Below are 16,832 nucleotides of genomic sequence, written 5' to 3'. Positions count from 1 at the left end.
GACAGCCCTTAGCCCCCGTCGGGCCTGCACGTAGCAGAACGCTGCCTGCATCACCTGAAGCGGTGAACTCCCCCATATCCCGGGGCCACCGGGGGTAGTGGCCATGCTGATCTCAGCGAGACAGACGGACGAAAGGCCGACCCCGCCGTGACGCAGCCGTTCCAACTGCCGGATTTCTACGTGCCCTATCCGGCGCGACTCAACCCCCACCTGGAAGACGCACGCACCCACACCAAGCGGTGGGCGCGCGACTTCGGGATGCTGGAAGGTTCCGGCGTCTGGGAGGAGAGCGACCTCGACTCGCACGACTACGCCCTGCTCTGCTCGTACACCCACCCCGACTGCGACAGCCGGGTGCTGTCCCTGGTCACCGACTGGTACGTGTGGGTGTTCTTCTTCGACGACCACTTCCTGGAGACGTACAAGCGCTCCCAGGACCGCCGGGGCGCCAAGGCGTACCTCGACAGGCTCGCCGCGTTCATGCCGATGGACCTGGCGGACGGCTTCCCCGAGGCCACCAACCCCGTCGAGGCCGGGCTCGCCGACCTGTGGGCGCGGACCGTGCCGGCCATGTCGACCGCTTGGCGGGAACGATTCTCCGAGTCCACGAAGAACCTCCTCAACGAGTCGATGTGGGAGCTCGCCAACATCGACATCGGGCGGGTGGCCAACCCCCTGGAGTACATCGAGATGCGCCGCAAGGTGGGCGGCGCCCCCTGGTCCGCCGGCCTCATCGAGTACGCGTCCGCCGAGGTCCCGGCGCGCGTCGCGCACTCGCGCGCGCTCGGCGTGCTGCGCGACGCCTTCTCCGACGCCGTGCACATCAGGAACGACATCTTCTCCTACCAGCGCGAGGTCTCCGACGAGGGTGAACTCTCCAACGCCATCCTGGTGTTGGAGACCTTCCTCGGCTGCACCACCCAGGAGGCCGCAGAGGCCTCCAACGACCTCCTGACCTCCCGGCTCCAGCAGTTCGAGCAGACCGCGCTCGTCGAACTCCCCCAGCTCTTCGCCGACCACGCGATGGACCCGGCGGAGATCGCGGCCGTCCTCGCCTACACCAAGGGCCTCCAGGACTGGCAGTCCGGCGGCCACGAGTGGCACATGGTCTCCAGCCGCTACATGAACGAGGGGGCCCGCGCCACCGCGCCGCTCAGGCTGCCCTTCCTCCCGGCCGGACCCGGCACCGCCGCCCTCGACATCCGCTCGCTCCTCGCCCCCCGCGCCCTGGACCTGCGCCGCCGGTCCTTCACCCACGTCCCGTTCGAGCGCACCGGCCCGTCCGTCATCCCGGACATCCGCATGCCGTTCGCCCTGCGGATCAGCCCGCACCTGGACACCGCCCGCGAGGGCTCGGTCGCCTGGGCCCGCCGGATGGGCCTGCTCGACCCGCAGCCCGGCGACCCCGGCTCCGCGATCTGGAGCGAGGCGAAGCTGCGCGGCTACGACTTCGCGCTGTGCTCGGCGGGCATCGCCCCCGACGCCGCCCCGGAGGCGTTGCTGCTCAACGCCTGCTGGCTGACCTGGGGGACGTACGCCGACGACTACTACCCGGCGGTCTTCGCCCGGTCCGGGAACCTGACCGCCGCCAAGGCGGCCACCGCACGGCTCATCTCGATGGCCCCCGTCGACCACTCGGAACAAGCGGTCCCGGTCACCGCGATGGAACGTTCACTCGCCGACCTGTGGGTGCGTACCAGCCAGGACATGGCCCCGCCGGTACGCGCCGAGTTCCGGGCCACACTCGTGAGCATGCTGCAGAGCTGGGTGTGGGAGATGGAGAACCAGATCCACCACCGCATCCCGGACCCGGTGGACTACGCCGAGATGCGCCGCCACACCTTCGGCTCCCACCTCACGATGTACCTGTGCCGGCTCGGCAAGGCGGGCCGGGGCATCCCGGACGAGATCTACGCCTGCGGCACCATCCGCTCCCTGGAGAACGCGGCGGCCGACGCCGCCTGCCTGATCAACGACATCTTCTCCTACCAGAAGGAGGTGGAGGTCGAGGGCGAGGTGCACAACCACGTGCTCGTCACCCGGAACTTCTTCGACATCGACTACCCGCAGGCCCTGCACATCTGCCACTCCCTGATGGCCCGGCGCATCGAGGAGTTCGAGCACATAGCCGCCGGCCAGCTGCCGCTGCTCTACGACGACTGGCAGCTGGGCACCGCGGGGCGGGCCGGAATCGACGCGTACGTCGGCGAGTTGCGGGACTGGCTCGCCGGGATCCTCAACTGGCACGAGAAATGCCACCGTTACCGCGAGGAGGACCTGTACCCGTCGAGTGACCGGCTTTCCACCGCCGTATGGAGCTCCGGCTTCGGCATGTCGGCGGCCAGGATCCCGCAACTCGCCCGACGCTGGGGGCGCTAGAACTCGTCCGAGGTGTGCGGCAGCGGACCCCCGCCCAGGGCGTCGTCCAGCGCCGCCGCCGCGCCGGGCGTGTGCTCGGCCACCAGCCCGGCCGCGACCAGGTCGGCGGCCCGGGTCCCGCCGAGGTAGCAGGCCGCGAGCTCCCGTACGTCCAGGGACAGGTCCGGGCTCTGCCCGGCGGGCTCGTACACCGCCCCGTGGGGCCCCGCCTTCAGCCGGTAGCGCCCCGCGTTGGCGGGCAGCCGTACGTCGGTCAGTTCCAGTACGAGTTCCACGGGCGCGGCCCACGAGCGCGCGGTCAGTGCTGCCCGTACGTCGACCAGGCGCAGCCACAGCGCCGGGTACGCGCCGGTGACCCGTACCTGGTCCCGGTCGGCGGCGAAGTGCAGCAGCGGGTCGTCGGCCGGGCGTCCCCACGCCAGGACCCTGCCGGTGAGGTCGAGGGAGGCCAGGCAGTCCCACAGGGCGGCGGCCACCTGCGGGCTGTCCGCCTCCAGCTCCTCGACCCGGACCAGCCCGGGGGTGTGCCCGGGCCCCGCCGCGCTCCCGGACTCCGGCTTCGTCCGGTACAGCGCGTAGCCCGCGATCGGCCGGCCCGGGTCCCCCAGGGCGATGATCCGGGGCGGGCTCAACTCCTCGTCCTCCTCGTCCTGTTCGCACAGCCAGGCCTCGGTCCAGCGCGCGGCGTCGCGGGTGGGCCGGCCGGCCCGGGCCGAGCGGGCCGCCTCGTGGTACGGGCCGATGACCGCGAGCGCGGCCTCGGGGTCGACCAGCCGCAGCGGGCGCCGGTCCCGGTCGATGCGCAGGGCCAGCGGCCGGGTGGAATCGATCTCGACGGTGACGCCCTGGGTGGCCGACCCGTAGCCGAAGCGGCCGTAGATGGCGGCCTCGGAGGCCCACAGCGCGGCGATGGGGCTGCCCGCGGCCCCGGCGCCGCGCAGCAGCTCGCCCATCAGGCCGGTCAGCACGCCGCGGCGGCGGTGCGTGGGGGCGACGGAGACGAAGGTGACCCCGGGGCAGGACAGGTCCGCCCCGGGCACCGACAGCCGGAAGTCGTGCGCGGCCATGAAGCCGACCAGTGCGTCCGCGTCGTAGGCGCCGATGCGCGTGCAGGTGCGGAGCATCGCACGGTGCCGCTCGCGGACCTCCTTCTCGGGACGATGGTGGAAGACCAGGTAGGCGAGCTCCAGAGCGCGGTCGATGTCTGCCTCGGGTACCTCACGGATGTCCACCATGATCGGCAGACTAATCGGTCATCGCGGACCGGTCACCTCATAATGGCCCGATCCGCATGGCCCGATCTGCCCGAGTGATCTGTTCAGCGCCCGCTCACCGGGCCGGTCCAGCCGGCCGGAACGTGGCCGATGCGGATCCGCTGCGGATGGTCGCCGACGGGTACGGAGACCCGCTTGGTCCCGGTGGCGAAGTCGATGGCGGTGATCTGGTCGGTGCCGCTCTCGGAGATCACGCAGCCCGTGCCGTCGCCGTCGACGGTGGCCCAGTACGGCTTCGAGGCGGGCACCAGCGGCCCCTCGGTGAGGGTGGCGCGGTCCACGACGGTGACGTAGTCGTCCATGGTGCCCGCGATGCAGAGCTTGACGCCGTCCGGGCTCATGGACATCCCGTGGTGGCGGGAGTCGTTGACCCAGGTGGTGCGGTCGGCGCTGGTGGCGGGGTTCTGGGGCAGGGTCTTGATCCGGGTGATCCGGTCGGCGGCGACGTCGTACTCGACGAACCCGCTGAAGAACGACACCTGGAAGTAGAGCTTCGATTCGTCGGGGCTGAAGGAGACGGGCCGCACCGCGTCGGACAGGTCGGAGCGGCCGAAGGCGTTCAGCCGCTCGCGCATGTCGAGCACCCGGACGGTGCGGAAGGTCTGCGCGTCGACGACGGTGATCTTCCGGTCGCCCTTCGTCCAGTCCAGCCAGGGCGCGTCGAGGGCGGAGGTGACGTCACCGATGGAGCTGTTCCACAGGAAGCGGCCGTCGCGGGTGAAGGTGTTCTCGTGCGGCTTGTCGCCGGTGGCGAAAGAGCCGACCTGGCGGCCGGTGGCGATGTCGAGGACGTGCACGGTGTTGGCGGTGGAGGCGGAGACGGCGACGCGGGCGCCGTCCGGGGAGACCGCCATGTGGTCGGAGCGGTAACCGGACACCGGGAAGCGCCAGTTGATGCGACCCGTCCGTACGTCGATGGAGACGACGTCGGCGAAACTGGGGCGGGAGGCCACGACGGCGGAGCCGTCCGGGGTGGTGTACATGTCGTCCACGAACTGGTCGTGGCCCTCACCGGCGGTGGCGCGGATGCCCAGGAAGTAGCCGAGCTTGATGGGGTTGAGGTAGATCTCCCGCAGCCGCTCGTCCTTGTCCGGGATGACGTTGATCCGGCCCACCTTGGCGAGGTCCCCGGTGGAGGCCACGACATCCGCGGTGCCCTCCCAGTTGTTGCCGACGAACAGCACCTCGCGCAGGCCGGGGGCCTCGCCCGGCGCGGGGTCCGGCGCGGGGCCTGCCGCGAGGGTGCCCGCGGCCAGCGCGCAGACGGCGAGAAGCAGGCGCAAGGGGGTGCGGGGCGTGCGTAAGGTCCGGGACATCCGCTCAACTCCGTTATCAAGAAGCGCTGTTACCGGCCGGTAAAATAGACGGGACAGCTGAAGGGCGCAACCCTCACGGGGTGCGCCCTTTGCTCACTTCTTCACCGCGCTACGGCAGCGGACCTCTTCAAGCGACGGAGCCGATCCGGCTGACGGCCGTGTTCGCGGGGTCCGGGTGGATCGGGATGTGCGCGCCGGTCAGGGCGGCGCCGCTGCCGCCGCGCCGGTTGGCGACGATCTCGGCCGCGATGGACAGCGCGGTCTCCTCCGGGGAGCGGGCGCCGAGGTCCAGGCCGATCGGGGAGCGCAGGCGGGCCAGCTCCAGCTCGGTCACGCCGACCTCGCGGAGCCGCTTGTTGCGGTCCTCGTGGGTGCGGCGGGAGCCCATGGCACCGACGTAGGCGACAGGCAGCTTGAGGGCCATCTCCAGGAGCGGGACGTCGAACTTGGCGTCGTGGGTGAGCACGCACAGGACGGTACGGCCGTCGACCTCGGTGCTCTCCAGGTAGCGGTGCGGCCAGTCGACGACGATCTCGTCCGCCTCGGGGAAACGGTTCTTCGTCGCGAACACGGGCCGCGCGTCGCACACGGTCACCCGGTAGCCGAGGAACTTGCCGATCCGCACCAGGGCGGAGGCGAAGTCGATGGCGCCGAACACGATCATCCGCGGCGGCGGGACGCTGGATTCGACCAGCACCTTGAGCGGCTCTCCGCAGAGCCTGCCGTCGGCCCCGATCTCCAGTACACCGGTCCGGCCGGCGTCGAGCATGGCGCGGGCCTCTTCGGCGATGGTGCGGTCGAGCTCGGGGTGTCCTCCGAGTCCGCCCTCGAAGGCGCCTTCGGTACGGACGAGCACCGCGCGGCCCATCAGCTCGGCCGGGCCCTCGGCGATCCGGGCGACCGCCGCCGCCTCCCCGCGGGCGGCGGCGGCGATGCCCGCCGCGAACACCTCCCGTTCGGGAGAGCCCACGGGGACCGGGGTGACGAGGATGTCGATGATCCCGCCGCAGGTCAGGCCCACGGCGAAGGCATCGTCGTCGCTGTAGCCGAAGCGCTCCTGGACGGTCTCGCCGTCCTCCAGCGCCTGGCGGCACAGCTCGTACACCGCACCCTCCACGCATCCGCCGGAGACCGAACCGATCGCGGTGCCTTCGCCGTCGACGGCGAGCGCCGCCCCGGGCTGCCGGGGCGCGCTCCCGCCGACCGCCACGACCGTGGCGACGGCGAAGTCACGTCCCTGCTCGACCCACCGGTTCAGTTCCTCGGCGATGTCCAGCATTGCGGCCTCCTCGGAGGGTTCGGTCTCCAGTATCGGATACGTGGAGGGTGCGGTTTGGTACGGATCAGGTCCGCCCGGGTCAGCCGACCCCGAGCCAGCCCTCGATCGGGTGCAGGGCGTAGAAGACCACGAAGATCGCGGTCAGACCCCACATGAAGGCGCCGATCTCACGGGCCTTGCCCTGAGCGATCTTGATGGCGACGTACGCGATGACACCGGCGGCGACACCAGCGGTGATCGAGTAGGTGAACGGCATGATCACGACGGTCAGGAAGACCGGGATCGCGGTCGCGCTGTCGGCCCAGTCCACGTGGCGGGCGTTCTGCATCATCATCGCGCCGATGACGACCAGGGCCGCGGAGGCGACCTCACCCGGGACGATCTGCGTGATCGGGGTGAAGAAGAGGCAGGCGGCGAAGAACAGGCCGGTGACGACGGAGGCGAGACCGGTACGGGCTCCCTCACCGACGCCGGTGGCGGACTCGACGAAGACGGTCTGGCCGGAGCCGCCCGAGATGCCACCGATGGCGCCACCGGCACCGTCGATGAACAGGGCCTTGGACAGGCCCGGCATGCGGCCCTTGTCGTCGGCGAGCTTGGCCTCGGTGCCGACGCCGATGATGGTGGCCATCGCGTCGAAGAAGCCGGCCAGGACCAGGGTGAAGACGATCATGCCGACCGTCATGTAGCCGACGTCGCCCCAGCCGCCGAAGGAGACGTCACCGAAGAGCGAGAAGTCCGGCATCGAGACCGCGGAGCCGCTGAGCTCCGGCGGGCCGCTGCGCCAGGCCTTCGGGTCGATGTCCGCGATGGCGTTGACGATCGCGGCCAGAACGGTTCCGCCGACGATGCCGATCAGGATCGCGCCGGGAACCTTGCGTGCCTGCAGCATGAAGATGGCGAGCAGGGTCAGGCAGAAGATGAGGACGGGCCAGCCGGCGAGCTCGCCGACGGAGCCGAGCTGGACAGGGGGACCGAATTCCGGGCCCCGGCCCACGAAGCCGGCCTTCACGAGGCCGATGAGGGCGACGAACATGCCGATGCCCATGGTGATGGCGTGCTTGAGCGCGAGGGGAATCGCGTTCATGATCATCTCTCGGAGGCCGGTGACGACCAGGAGACAGATCACGACGCCGTAGACCACGCACATGCCCATGGCCTGCGGCCAGGTCATCTGGGGGGCTACCTGCGAGGCCAGCACGCCGGACACGGAGAGGCCGGCGGCGAGCGCGAGCGGCACCTTGCCGACGAAGCCCATGAGGAGCGTCGAGACGGCCGCGGCGAACGCCGTGGCGGTGATGATCGCCGAGGTGGCCATGGTGGCACCGTCGACGTCCTTGCCCGAGAGGAGCAGGGGGTTGAGCAGGAGGATGTACGCCATGGCCATGAAGGTCGTGATACCGCCACGGACCTCGTTGCCGACGTTGGAGCCTCTGTGCGTTATGTGAAAGTACCGGTCGAGCCAAGATCGGCCTGCGGGGGTACGAGAGCCGTCGCCGGCCTCTTCCGCACTGGTCTTGGGCTCCACAGACGATTGGGTCATGGTGCCTAACTCCCAAGGTTCAAAGGGGCACCCGCATAAAGATTGGAGACGCGGGATTTGGGAAACTGCGTTTGGCTGCACGACCCGGGGTGACGGCCCGAGGCGACGCGAATGTTCACTGCGTGTACTGCGGGTACTGCGGGGGTTTTGCGGTACTGCCGGCGGCACCGGGGGTGTTGGGTGCCACCAAGGGTTGTTGCGGGGGTACTGCCGGTGAAACGGACCGCGAGCGGTGCGGTACTTCGAACTCCGGACTTCGTGCTCCGGGCGGTGGGACTGGCAAGTGTGACGTTCCCGTGTCACACCGCCCGGAGAGTCTTTGGGGGGTCCGGGGGCCTCTCGGCCCCCGGACCGCGCCGTCCTAGAGGGTGCCGGTGAGGGCTTCCGGACGGATCGGCGTCTTGTTGAGCTCCAGACCGGTCGCCTGCCGGATCGCCGCGAGGACGGCCGGGGTGGACGAGAGGGTCGGGGCCTCGCCCATTCCGCGAAGGCCGTACGGCGCCTTCGGGTCGGCGAGCTCCAGGACGTCGACCGGGATGGTCGGGGTGTCGAGGATGGTCGGGATCAGGTAGTCCGTGAAGGAGGGGTTGCGCACCTTCGCGGTCTTCGGGTCCACGATGATCTCTTCCATGATCGCGACGCCCAGGCCCTGGGTGGTACCACCCTGGATCTGGCCGACCACGGAGAGCATGTTCAGCGCCTTGCCGACGTCCTGGGCGGTCGCCAGCTCGACGACCTTGACGAGGCCGAGCTCGGTGTCCACCTCGACGACCGCGCGGTGCGCGGCGAAGGTGTACTGGACGTGGCCGTTGCCCTGACCGGTGACCAGGTCGAACGGGACGGTCGGGTGGTGGCGGAACTCGAGTTCGAGGTCGATCGCCTCCTCGCCCTCCAGGATGTCGGCGATGTCCGCGAGGACCTCGCCGCCGTCGGTGACGACCTTTCCGCCTTCGAGCAGCAGCTCGGCGGTGGCCCAGGCCGGGTGGTACGAGCCGTTCTTGCGACGGCCGATCTCCAGCAGGGCCTCGCGGACGGCCTCACAGGTGTTCTTCACCGCGCCACCGGTCATGTACGTCTGCCGCGAGGCGGACGTGGAACCGGCGGAGCCGACCTGGGTGTCGGCCGGGTGGATGGTCACCTGCGTGACGCCCAGCTCGGTACGGGCGATCTGCGCGTGGACGGTGATACCGCCCTGGCCGACCTCCGCCATGGCCGTGTGGACCATCGCGACGGGCTCGCCGTTGATGACCTCGAGGCGCACGCGGGCGGTCGAGTAGTCGTCGAAGCCCTCGGAGAAGCCGACGTTCTTGATGCCGACCGCGTAGCCGACGCCGCGGACGACGCCCTCACCGTGGGTGGTGTTGGACAGACCGCCGGGCAGCGCGCGGACGTCCGCGCCCTCGCCGGCCGACTCCCACTGGCGCTCCGGCGGCAGCGGGCGGGCCTTGACCCGGCGCAGCAGCTCGGCGACGGGCGCCGGGGCGTCCACGACCTGGCCGGTGGGCATGATCGTGCCCATCTCCATGGCGTTGAGCTGGCGGAACTCGACCGGGTCCATGCCCAGCTTCGCCGCGAGCTTGTCCATCTGGGCCTCGTACGCGAAGCAGGCCTGGACGGCGCCGAAGCCGCGCATCGCGCCACAGGGCGGGTTGTTCGTGTAGAGCGCGATCGCCTCGATGTCGACGTCGTCGATGACGTACGGGCCGACGGAGAGGGAGGAGGCGTTGCCCACGACCGCCGGGGAAGCGGACGCGTAGGCGCCGCCGTCCAGGACGATCTTGCACTTCATGTGCGTGAGCTTGCCGTCCTTGGTGGCGCCGTGCTCGTAGTAGAGCTTCGCCGGGTGGCGGTGCACGTGGCCGAAGAAGGACTCGAAGCGGTTGTAGACGATCTTGACCGGCTTGTTCGTGGCCAGGGCCAGGAGGCAGGCGTGGATCTGCATCGAGATGTCTTCGCGGCCACCGAACGCGCCACCGACGCCGGAGAGCGTCATGCGGACCTTCTCCGGCGGCAGGCCCAGGACCGGGGCGATCTGCTGGAGGTCCGAGTGCAGCCACTGGGTGGCGACGTACAGCTCGACACCGCCGTCCTCGGACGGCACGGCCAGGCCGGACTCCGGGCCGAGGAAGGCCTGGTCCTGCATGCCGAAGGTGTACTCGCCCTCGACGATGACGTCGGCGCGCTTGCGGGCCTCTTCCACGTTGCCGCGGAGGATCGGCTGGCGGTGCACGATGTTCGGGTGCGGGACGTGACCGATGTGGTGGTCGTCGCGGCCCTCGTGGATCAGCGGCGCGCCCTCGGCGAGGGCGGAGGCCTCGTCGGTGACGAGCGGCAGCTCACGGTAGTCGATCTTGATCTTGGCGGCCGCGCGGCGGGCGGTCTCCGGGTGGTCGGCGGCCACGAGGGCGACCGGCTCACCGTGGTGGCGTACCCGGCCGTTGGCGAGAACCGGGGTGTCCTGGATCTCCAGGCCGTAGTTCTTCATCTCGGCCGGCAGGTCGTCGTACGTCAGGACCGAGTACACGCCGGGCATGGCGAGCGCCTCGGAGATGTCGATGGAGACGATCTCGGCGTGGGCGACGGTGCTGCGCAGGGTCTGGCCCCACAGCATGTCCTCGTGCCACATGTCCGAGGAGTACGCGAACTCACCGGTGACCTTGAGGGTGCCGTCCGGGCGGAGCGTGGACTCGCCGATGCCGCCCTTGGTGTGCTTCTGGCTGACGTTCGTGGGAGCGCCTGCGGGCACGGTACGGGTGTTCTGGGCCATGGTCAGACCGCCTCTGCCTGACGGGCGGCCGCGAGGCGGACCGCGTCGAGGATCTTCTCGTAGCCCGTGCAACGGCACAGGTTGCCGGAGAGGGCCTCACGGATGTCCTGGTCGGACGGGGAGGAGTTCTCCTCCAGCAGCGCGTCGGCCTGGACCAGGAGGCCCGGGGTGCAGAAACCGCACTGGACGGCGCCGGCGTCGATGAACGCCTGCTGGATGTTGGAGAGCTCGACGCCCTCGCCGGTCTGCGAGTCGCCCGGCTTGGCCTGCCACTGCTTGGCCGCGTCCAGGGACACGCCCTTGCTGCCGCAGCCGCCGCCGGTGCCGCAGGCACCGCCGTGGCCGTGCTCCTCGCGCTGCTTGGCGAACTCCGCCAGGCCCTCGACGGTCACGACGTCGCGACCCTCGACCTGACCGGCCGCGACCAGACACGAACAGACCGGCACGCCGTCGAGGCGGACGGTGCAGGAACCGCACTCGCCCTGCTCACAGGCGTTCTTCGAACCCGGCAGGCCCAGGCGCTCGCGCAGGACGTAGAGAAGGGACTCGCCCTCCCACACGTCGTCGGCTTCCTGCTGGCGACCGTTGACAGTGAAATTGACGCGCATGATTACGCAGCCCCTTCAAGCGAGCGGCCGTTGTTCGAACCGCGGTACTGCTCCCACGTCCAGACCAGCTGGCGGCGAGCCATGATGCCGACCGCGTGGCGGCGGTACTTCGCCGTGCCGCGGACGTCGTCGATCGGGTTGGCCGCGCCGGAGGCGAGGTCACCGAACTGCTTGGCGATCGACGGGGTGATGACCTTGCCGGACTCCCAGAAGCCGCCCTCTTCGAGCGCGGCGTTGAGGAACTCCTCGGCGGCCTTCGCACGGATCGGGGTCGGCGCGGCCGAACCGATGCCGGTACGGACCGTCCGGGTCTCGGGGTGCAGCGCCAGGCCGAAGGCGCAGACGGCGATGACCATCGCGTTGCGCGAGCCGACCTTGGAGTACTGCTGCGGGCCGTCCGCCTTCTTGATGTGGACGGTCTTGATGAGCTCGTCGGCGGCCAGCGCGTTGCGCTTGACGCCGGTGTAGAACTCGTCGATCGGGATCAGGCGAGAACCGCGTACGGACTCCACCTCGACCTCGGCACCCGCCGCGAGCAGCGCCGGGTGGGAGTCGCCGGCCGGCGACGCGCAACCGAGGTTGCCGCCGACGCCGCCGCGGTTGCGGATCTGCGGAGACGCGACCGTGTGCGAGGCGAGCGCGAGACCGGGCAGCTCCGTGCGGAGGTTTTCCATGATCTGCGTGTACGGGACGGAGGCGCCCAGACGGACCACGTCCTCGCCGACCTCCCACTCCCGCAGCAGACCGATGCGGTTCAGGTCCAGGAGGTACTCCGGCCGACGGTGGTCGAAGTTGATCTCGACCATTACGTCGGTGCCACCCGCAATCGGCACAGCTGTGGGGAACTCGGCCTTAGCGGCGAGCGCCTCCTCCCAGCTGGCGGGGCGAAGGAAGTCCATGTGCGGCTCTCTTCTTCTTAATCGGGTCGTTCACTTCAAGCCAGTGGGCCCAAAGGCCCTCGACTGGTCGTTCACGTGCTGTTAACGCGGTGTGGAGTCAGTACACAAGCCGCGCGTCCCCCGGGTGCAGTCACCGAAACCATGAAGGAGTTGGCTGGCGACCTCCCTCGTCTTGTAGATTCGTATGAAAGGCAGGATGCAACGACCTGCCCGATTTCCAACGGCAACATTCGAGACAGATCGGCGGCGACATCATGCGGCTGCGCGCACTGCTGGAAACCGAGGCGCTGGGGCTGCGGCTGCTGGGCGGCGAGGACGAACTCGACCGGACGGTCCGCGGGGTCATGACGACCGACCTGAGGGATCCCAGCCGATACCTCACCGGGGGCGAGCTCGTCCTCACCGGCCTGGCCTGGCGGCGGAATTCAGCCGACTCCGAGCCGTTCGTACGAATCCTCGCGAGCGCGGGCGTCGCCGGCTTGGCGGCCGGCGAGGCGGAGCTGGGAGACATCCCCGACGATCTGGTATCAGCCTGTCGGCGCAATCGGCTGCCGCTGTTCGCCGTCAACGAAGACGTTGCATTCGCCACCATCACCGAGTACGTCGTGCGGCAGGTCTCCGGCGAGCGCGCGGGCGATCTCGCGGCCGTCGTCGACCGCCACCGGCGCCTGATGACCTCCGGTCCTGCCGGTGGCGGACCCGACGTCGTGCTGGATCTGCTCACCACGGACCTCGATCTGCGGGCCTGGGTGCTGTCCCCCACCGGCCGCCAGATCGCCGGAGCGGGTGAACCGCTGGCACCGGGCGTGTGCGCGGCCTTGGCCAGTGAGCACCTCGCGGCGGTCCGGACGGGCCGCAGGGGGCCGCACAGGATCTCCATCCAGGGTATTACCTACTCGCTCTTCCCGATCAGGGGACATGGCCGCGGCCCGGCCGCTCCGGCCTCCCGCGACGTGCGCGAGAGCGTGCTGTCGGACTGGCTGCTGGCCGTGGAGGCCGACGCCGGGGACTGGCCCGCGGAGCGGCTGGACCTGCTGCAGGGCGTGACCCAGCTGATCGCCGTCGAGCGGGACCGGCGCGACGCCGCCCGTACGGTGCGGCGCCGGCTCGCCCAGGAGGTGCTGGAGCTGGTCCAGACGGGTGCCCCGCCCGCCGAGATCGCCGCCCGCCTGCGGGTGGCCGCCCCGGTGCTGCTGCCCGGGCTGGGCGCCGCCCCGCACTGGCAGGTCGTGGTGGCCCGGGTGGACTGGGACGGCGGGGACATCCCCGGCGGCCCGGTGGCCCAGTCGCTGCTGGAGGAGATCCTGGTCGACCCGTCCGTCTCGGGGCCGGAGCCGTCCGACCGGATCGCGGTGGCCCATGCGGGTGACGAGGCCATCGCCCTGGTGCCGCTGCCCTCCCTGTCCGGGGACGGCGGCGAGGACAAGGGCCCGGACTCGGCGCTGCACGCCGACGAGCTGCTCGCGTCCGTACGGGAGCCCCTGCAGGCCGGTCTCGCCGACGACGGCCGGCTCACCCTGGGCGTCAGCGCGGCGGTGCACTCCGCCGAGGGGCTGCGCGGGGCGCTGGAGGAGGCCCGGCACGCCCGCCGGGTCGCCGCGGCCCGTCCGGGCCGGGTCTGCGCGGCCGGGCACCACGAGCTCGCCTCGCACGTCCTGCTGCTGCCGTTCGTGCCGGACGACGTGCGCCGGGCGTTCACGGCCCGGCTGCTGGACCCGCTGCGGGACTACGACCGCCGCCACCGGGCGGAGCTGATCCCGACGCTGGAGGCGTTCCTCGACTGCGACGGCTCCTGGACCCGCTGTGCGACGCGGCTGCACCTGCACGTCAACACGCTGCGCTACCGGGTCGGGCGAATCGAGCAGTTGACGGGACGTGACCTGTCCAGACTGGAGGACAAGCTCGACTTCTTCCTGGCACTGCGCATGAGCTGAGAAGATCCCGCTGCGGCGCGGACGGGGGTCGGGCAGGGGCGGCTGATGATCCGTCCGGACTTTGTGAAAGAGTTCACCCGACCCCTTGGCCGAAGCCGCCGATCCGTGCTCTCATTTCGCCCCAGGGCTCAACGACGTGCTGCTTGGTTGCTTTGGGGAGGGCAATGTGGCGGATACCGCCATGTCCGGTGCCGGAACTACCGGGGGAGACGACCCCCTCCAGCGGGCGATATGGCGGCTGCGCTCCCGCGGCTGTTGGACCGACGCGGCGGCGCTGCTGACGCCGCACATCGGCAATGCCGCCGACGCGGGCGCCGCGGTCCAGCGCACCGCGCTGCTGGTCGAGCGGTGCCTGTTCACCGGCCAGGGCTGGGCCGAGGCGGAGGATGCCCTGCGCGTCGCCGAAGCGGTGGCCACGAGCGACGACGAACGCGGTGCGGCCGCCTGCGAGCGGGGCCACCTGGCGTACGCCGCCACCGTGCTCGGCGTACGGGACCGGGCCGACGAGGCCCGCTCGGCCCTGGGCAGGGCCGCGGCGCTGCTGTCGCCGGGGTCCCGCACCAGGCCGCTGCTGGACTTCCGCCGGGGCCTGGTCGCGGAGCACCTCGCCGACGCCCCCCAGTCGGCGCTGCCGGCGTACCGGCGGGCGCACGCGGGGGCGGCCGCGCACGGCGACACCCTGCTGCTGTCCTTCACCTGGCGCCACCTGGCCGCGCTCGCGTTGCGGGACGGCGAGGTCGCGGAGGCGCGCAAGGGCTTCGCGGAGTCCCTCCGCATCCGGGAGGACCTGGGCTTCCTGGTCGGCACGGCCCCGGCGCTGGCCGCCCTGGCCGAGGCCGAGCCGGAACCGGAGGCGACGCGGCTGCGCGCCGAGGCCCGGCGCCTGTTCCACCTGCTGGGAGGCATCCCGACCTGGCTTGCGGACCAGCTGGCCCCGTCGCCCGCCGCCTAGGGAGCGTACGTGCCAGGCCCCGCCGGCCAGACGGGACTTTGACGACACGACCTGGGCGGCTCAGGCGCAGACGCCCCGGAAGTGCTCCCGTACGAGGGATTCGACCACCGGGAGGTCGCGGGCGACCAGCGCCTCCAGCAGCGCCGCGTGCTCGGCCGCATCGGCGACGAGGTCCGCCCGCCGCACCCGCGGGGTGCCCGGGAGGGGCCACTGCGCCCGCCGGTGGAGCTCCTCGGCCACCTGGACCAGCTGCTGGTTGCCCGCCAGGCTCAGCACCGCCCGGTGGAAGGCCCGGTCCGCCTCCGCGTACCCCGCCAGGTCCCCCGTCGCCGCCGCCTCGGCGGTGGCGGCGGCCGCCGGGCGCAGGTCCGCCCAGGTCTCGGGGGCGACCGTACGGGCCAGCCCGAGCATGACCGGGACTTCGAGCAGCGCCCGTACCTCGGCCAGTTCCGCCAGCTCCCGCGCGGTCCGGACCAGTACGCGGAAGCCGCGGTTCGGGAGGCACTCCACGGCCCCCTCCAGCGCCAGCTGCTGCATCGCCTCGCGCACGGGCGTCGCGGAGACCCCGAAGCGCTCGCCGAGCGCCGGGCCCGAGTAGACCTCCCCCGGCACCAGCTCGCCGTCGACCAGCGCCGCGCGCAGGGCGTCGAGGACCTGCCCGCGCACCGAATGGCGCACCACTTTGCGGGTCTGTGCCGGTACCCGGGCTCGGGCCGTGTCGTGCACTCGGTCCTCCAACGGGTCTCGACCTGCTCCGAGGATACGGCCTGACCGAGATCGGGTAAGGTAAGGCTAACCTGTTAACGATCGCGTGATTCGGTGGTCCGTCATGGCCGTCACGACCGTCATGGCCGTCAGCACGTCCGCCCCGGCCGGCTCTCCGGTGGCGGACGCGTACGCGCGCCTGACCCTGGCGTACAGCGGCCTGCGGGTCGATGAGCTCTCGGCGCACGAACCCTCCCCTCGCGGTGCGGGGTGGGTCGGCGCGGACGAGCTCGCGGCCGGCGGCGCGGCGCTGGACGCCTTCCTCGACTGGGACGACGCCCAGGTCCTGCGGGACTACGGCAGCCGGGCCCGGCCCGACGTGGTCGCGGGCTTCGGCCTGCACCGCTACGCGTGGCCGGCCTGCCTGCTGATCACCGTCCCGTGGTTCCTGGCCCGGCGCGTGCCGCGGCTGCCCGCCGCCGACGTCTCCTTCCACCGGACCCTCGGCCGGATGGCGGTCCGCCCCGGCACCTTCGCCTGCCTCCCGGACGACCCGGCGGCCGGCCTCCCCGGGGCCCGGGTCGTGCCCGACGAGGAGGCCCTGCGCGCCGAGGTGCGGGCCGCGGTGGCCGAGCACCTCGGTCCCGTGCTGGAAGGTTTCGCCCCGCGCATGCGGCGCGGGCGGCGCGCACTGTGGGGCATGGTGACCGACGAGGTCGTCGAGAGCCTCTGGTACGTCGGCCACCTGCTGGGCGACGGCGAGGAGGCCCGCGCCGTGCGGGAGCTGGAGCTGCTGCTGCCCGGCGCCACGGCCCCGTACACCGGCGGCGCGGGCTTCCGCACGCTGCCGGGCCCCGACGACCGCGGGCTGTCCACCCGCGACCGGGCCGCCTGCTGCCTCTTCTACACGATCCGCCCCGAGGACACCTGCGTCACCTGCCCGCGCACCTGTGACGCGGACCGGATCTCCCGGCTCACGGCCGCCACGGCCGCCACGGACTGAACCCACCCGTACGGCTGACCGTAATCGAACTCAACCCGGCCTCTACGAGCGGGAGTTCGAACCACAACACCCTATCCGGCGGGCCCCGCCCCCCGATGGCGTCCACTTGGCCCGAAACCCGCATGCGGCGGCGACCGGCTGCGCCACTATGGCGCCGGAAGGCCGCATACGCG

The 16,832-nt window shown here is 71.3% G+C and carries 12 protein-coding genes; 4 read left to right on the top strand and 8 right to left on the bottom strand.

Translation table 11 applies throughout. The features are described 5' to 3' along the window. The first annotated feature begins 147 nt into the window (after positions 1-147). Positions 148-2,379 carry a terpene synthase family protein gene (locus ACZ7GJ_RS00945; RefSeq protein ID WP_470748084.1) on the top strand — a complete coding sequence of 744 codons (2,232 nt, stop codon included), beginning with the start codon at positions 148-150 and terminating at the stop codon, positions 2,377-2,379. Here the strand turns inward: ACZ7GJ_RS00945 and ACZ7GJ_RS00940 are convergent. The 7 genes from ACZ7GJ_RS00940 to ACZ7GJ_RS00910 all read right to left on the bottom strand — a co-directional run bounded on the left by ACZ7GJ_RS00940 (position 2,376) and on the right by ACZ7GJ_RS00910 (position 12,065). After that, positions 2,376-3,614: a GNAT family N-acetyltransferase gene (locus ACZ7GJ_RS00940; RefSeq protein WP_470748082.1), complete on the bottom strand. Its 1,239-nt coding sequence runs from the start codon at positions 3,612-3,614 to the stop codon at positions 2,376-2,378. The genes ACZ7GJ_RS00945 and ACZ7GJ_RS00940 overlap by 4 nt on opposite strands. A gap of 83 nt (positions 3,615-3,697) precedes the next feature. Further along, positions 3,698-4,969, bottom strand: a complete 1,272-nt coding sequence (locus tag ACZ7GJ_RS00935) for a YncE family protein (protein ID WP_470748080.1) — start codon at positions 4,967-4,969, stop codon at positions 3,698-3,700. 127 nt (positions 4,970-5,096) lie between these two features. After that, entirely contained in the window at positions 5,097-6,248 is a 1,152-nt protein-coding gene (locus tag ACZ7GJ_RS00930; RefSeq protein ID WP_470748078.1) for an XdhC family protein, read from the bottom strand. Positions 6,249-6,327: 79 nt separating this feature from the next. After that, positions 6,328-7,791 carry an NCS2 family permease gene (locus ACZ7GJ_RS00925; protein ID WP_470748076.1) on the bottom strand — a complete coding sequence of 488 codons (1,464 nt, stop codon included), beginning with the start codon at positions 7,789-7,791 and terminating at the stop codon, positions 6,328-6,330. Positions 7,792-8,152: 361 nt separating this feature from the next. Further along, a complete protein-coding gene (locus ACZ7GJ_RS00920) occupies positions 8,153-10,558 on the bottom strand; it encodes a xanthine dehydrogenase family protein molybdopterin-binding subunit (RefSeq protein ID WP_470748074.1) in 2,406 nt (801 codons plus the stop codon). Between the two features lie 2 nt (positions 10,559-10,560). After that, a complete protein-coding gene (locus ACZ7GJ_RS00915; RefSeq protein WP_257553638.1) occupies positions 10,561-11,166 on the bottom strand; it encodes a (2Fe-2S)-binding protein in 606 nt (201 codons plus the stop codon). A 2-nt stretch (positions 11,167-11,168) separates the two neighbouring features. Beyond that, positions 11,169-12,065 carry an FAD binding domain-containing protein gene (locus ACZ7GJ_RS00910; RefSeq protein ID WP_385226450.1) on the bottom strand — a complete coding sequence of 299 codons (897 nt, stop codon included), beginning with the start codon at positions 12,063-12,065 and terminating at the stop codon, positions 11,169-11,171. 254 nt (positions 12,066-12,319) lie between these two features. Here ACZ7GJ_RS00910 and ACZ7GJ_RS00905 point away from each other — a divergent pair, with 254 nt between their 5' ends. Beyond that, positions 12,320-13,999, top strand: coding sequence for a PucR family transcriptional regulator (locus tag ACZ7GJ_RS00905; protein WP_365926330.1), 1,680 nt, complete (start codon positions 12,320-12,322; stop codon positions 13,997-13,999). A 166-nt stretch (positions 14,000-14,165) separates the two neighbouring features. Beyond that, positions 14,166-14,951, top strand: coding sequence for a hypothetical protein (locus ACZ7GJ_RS00900; protein ID WP_470748071.1), 786 nt, complete (start codon positions 14,166-14,168; stop codon positions 14,949-14,951). Between the two features lie 60 nt (positions 14,952-15,011). Here ACZ7GJ_RS00900 and ACZ7GJ_RS00895 read toward each other — a convergent pair whose 3' ends face one another. Further along, positions 15,012-15,689 (bottom strand): GntR family transcriptional regulator, encoded by a 678-nt coding sequence (locus ACZ7GJ_RS00895; protein ID WP_470748069.1) that lies wholly within the window; start codon positions 15,687-15,689, stop codon positions 15,012-15,014. A gap of 109 nt (positions 15,690-15,798) precedes the next feature. Between ACZ7GJ_RS00895 and ACZ7GJ_RS00890 the strand changes: the two genes are divergently transcribed. After that, positions 15,799-16,659, top strand: coding sequence for a (2Fe-2S)-binding protein (locus ACZ7GJ_RS00890; protein ID WP_470748725.1), 861 nt, complete (start codon positions 15,799-15,801; stop codon positions 16,657-16,659). Positions 16,660-16,832 lie beyond the last annotated feature (173 nt).

The sequence above is a fragment of the Streptomyces sp. NPDC037242 genome (assembly GCF_055604165.1).
Note: the sequence above shows the minus strand (reverse complement) of the source record. Positions and strands in the feature narration are given on the sequence as shown.

Coding starts and splice junctions, on each gene's coding strand:
- ACZ7GJ_RS00905 (WP_365926330.1), top strand. CDS start 12,320: ATGCGGCTGCGCGCACTGCTGGAAACCGAGGCGCTGGGGCTGCGGCTG.
- ACZ7GJ_RS00925 (WP_470748076.1), bottom strand. CDS start 7,791: ATGACCCAATCGTCTGTGGAGCCCAAGACCAGTGCGGAAGAGGCCGGC.
- ACZ7GJ_RS00930 (WP_470748078.1), bottom strand. CDS start 6,248: ATGCTGGACATCGCCGAGGAACTGAACCGGTGGGTCGAGCAGGGACGT.
- ACZ7GJ_RS00940 (WP_470748082.1), bottom strand. CDS start 3,614: ATGGTGGACATCCGTGAGGTACCCGAGGCAGACATCGACCGCGCTCTG.
- ACZ7GJ_RS00890 (WP_470748725.1), top strand. CDS start 15,799: ATGGCCGTCAGCACGTCCGCCCCGGCCGGCTCTCCGGTGGCGGACGCG.
- ACZ7GJ_RS00920 (WP_470748074.1), bottom strand. CDS start 10,558: ATGGCCCAGAACACCCGTACCGTGCCCGCAGGCGCTCCCACGAACGTC.
- ACZ7GJ_RS00910 (WP_385226450.1), bottom strand. CDS start 12,065: ATGGACTTCCTTCGCCCCGCCAGCTGGGAGGAGGCGCTCGCCGCTAAG.
- ACZ7GJ_RS00935 (WP_470748080.1), bottom strand. CDS start 4,969: ATGTCCCGGACCTTACGCACGCCCCGCACCCCCTTGCGCCTGCTTCTC.
- ACZ7GJ_RS00915 (WP_257553638.1), bottom strand. CDS start 11,166: ATGCGCGTCAATTTCACTGTCAACGGTCGCCAGCAGGAAGCCGACGAC.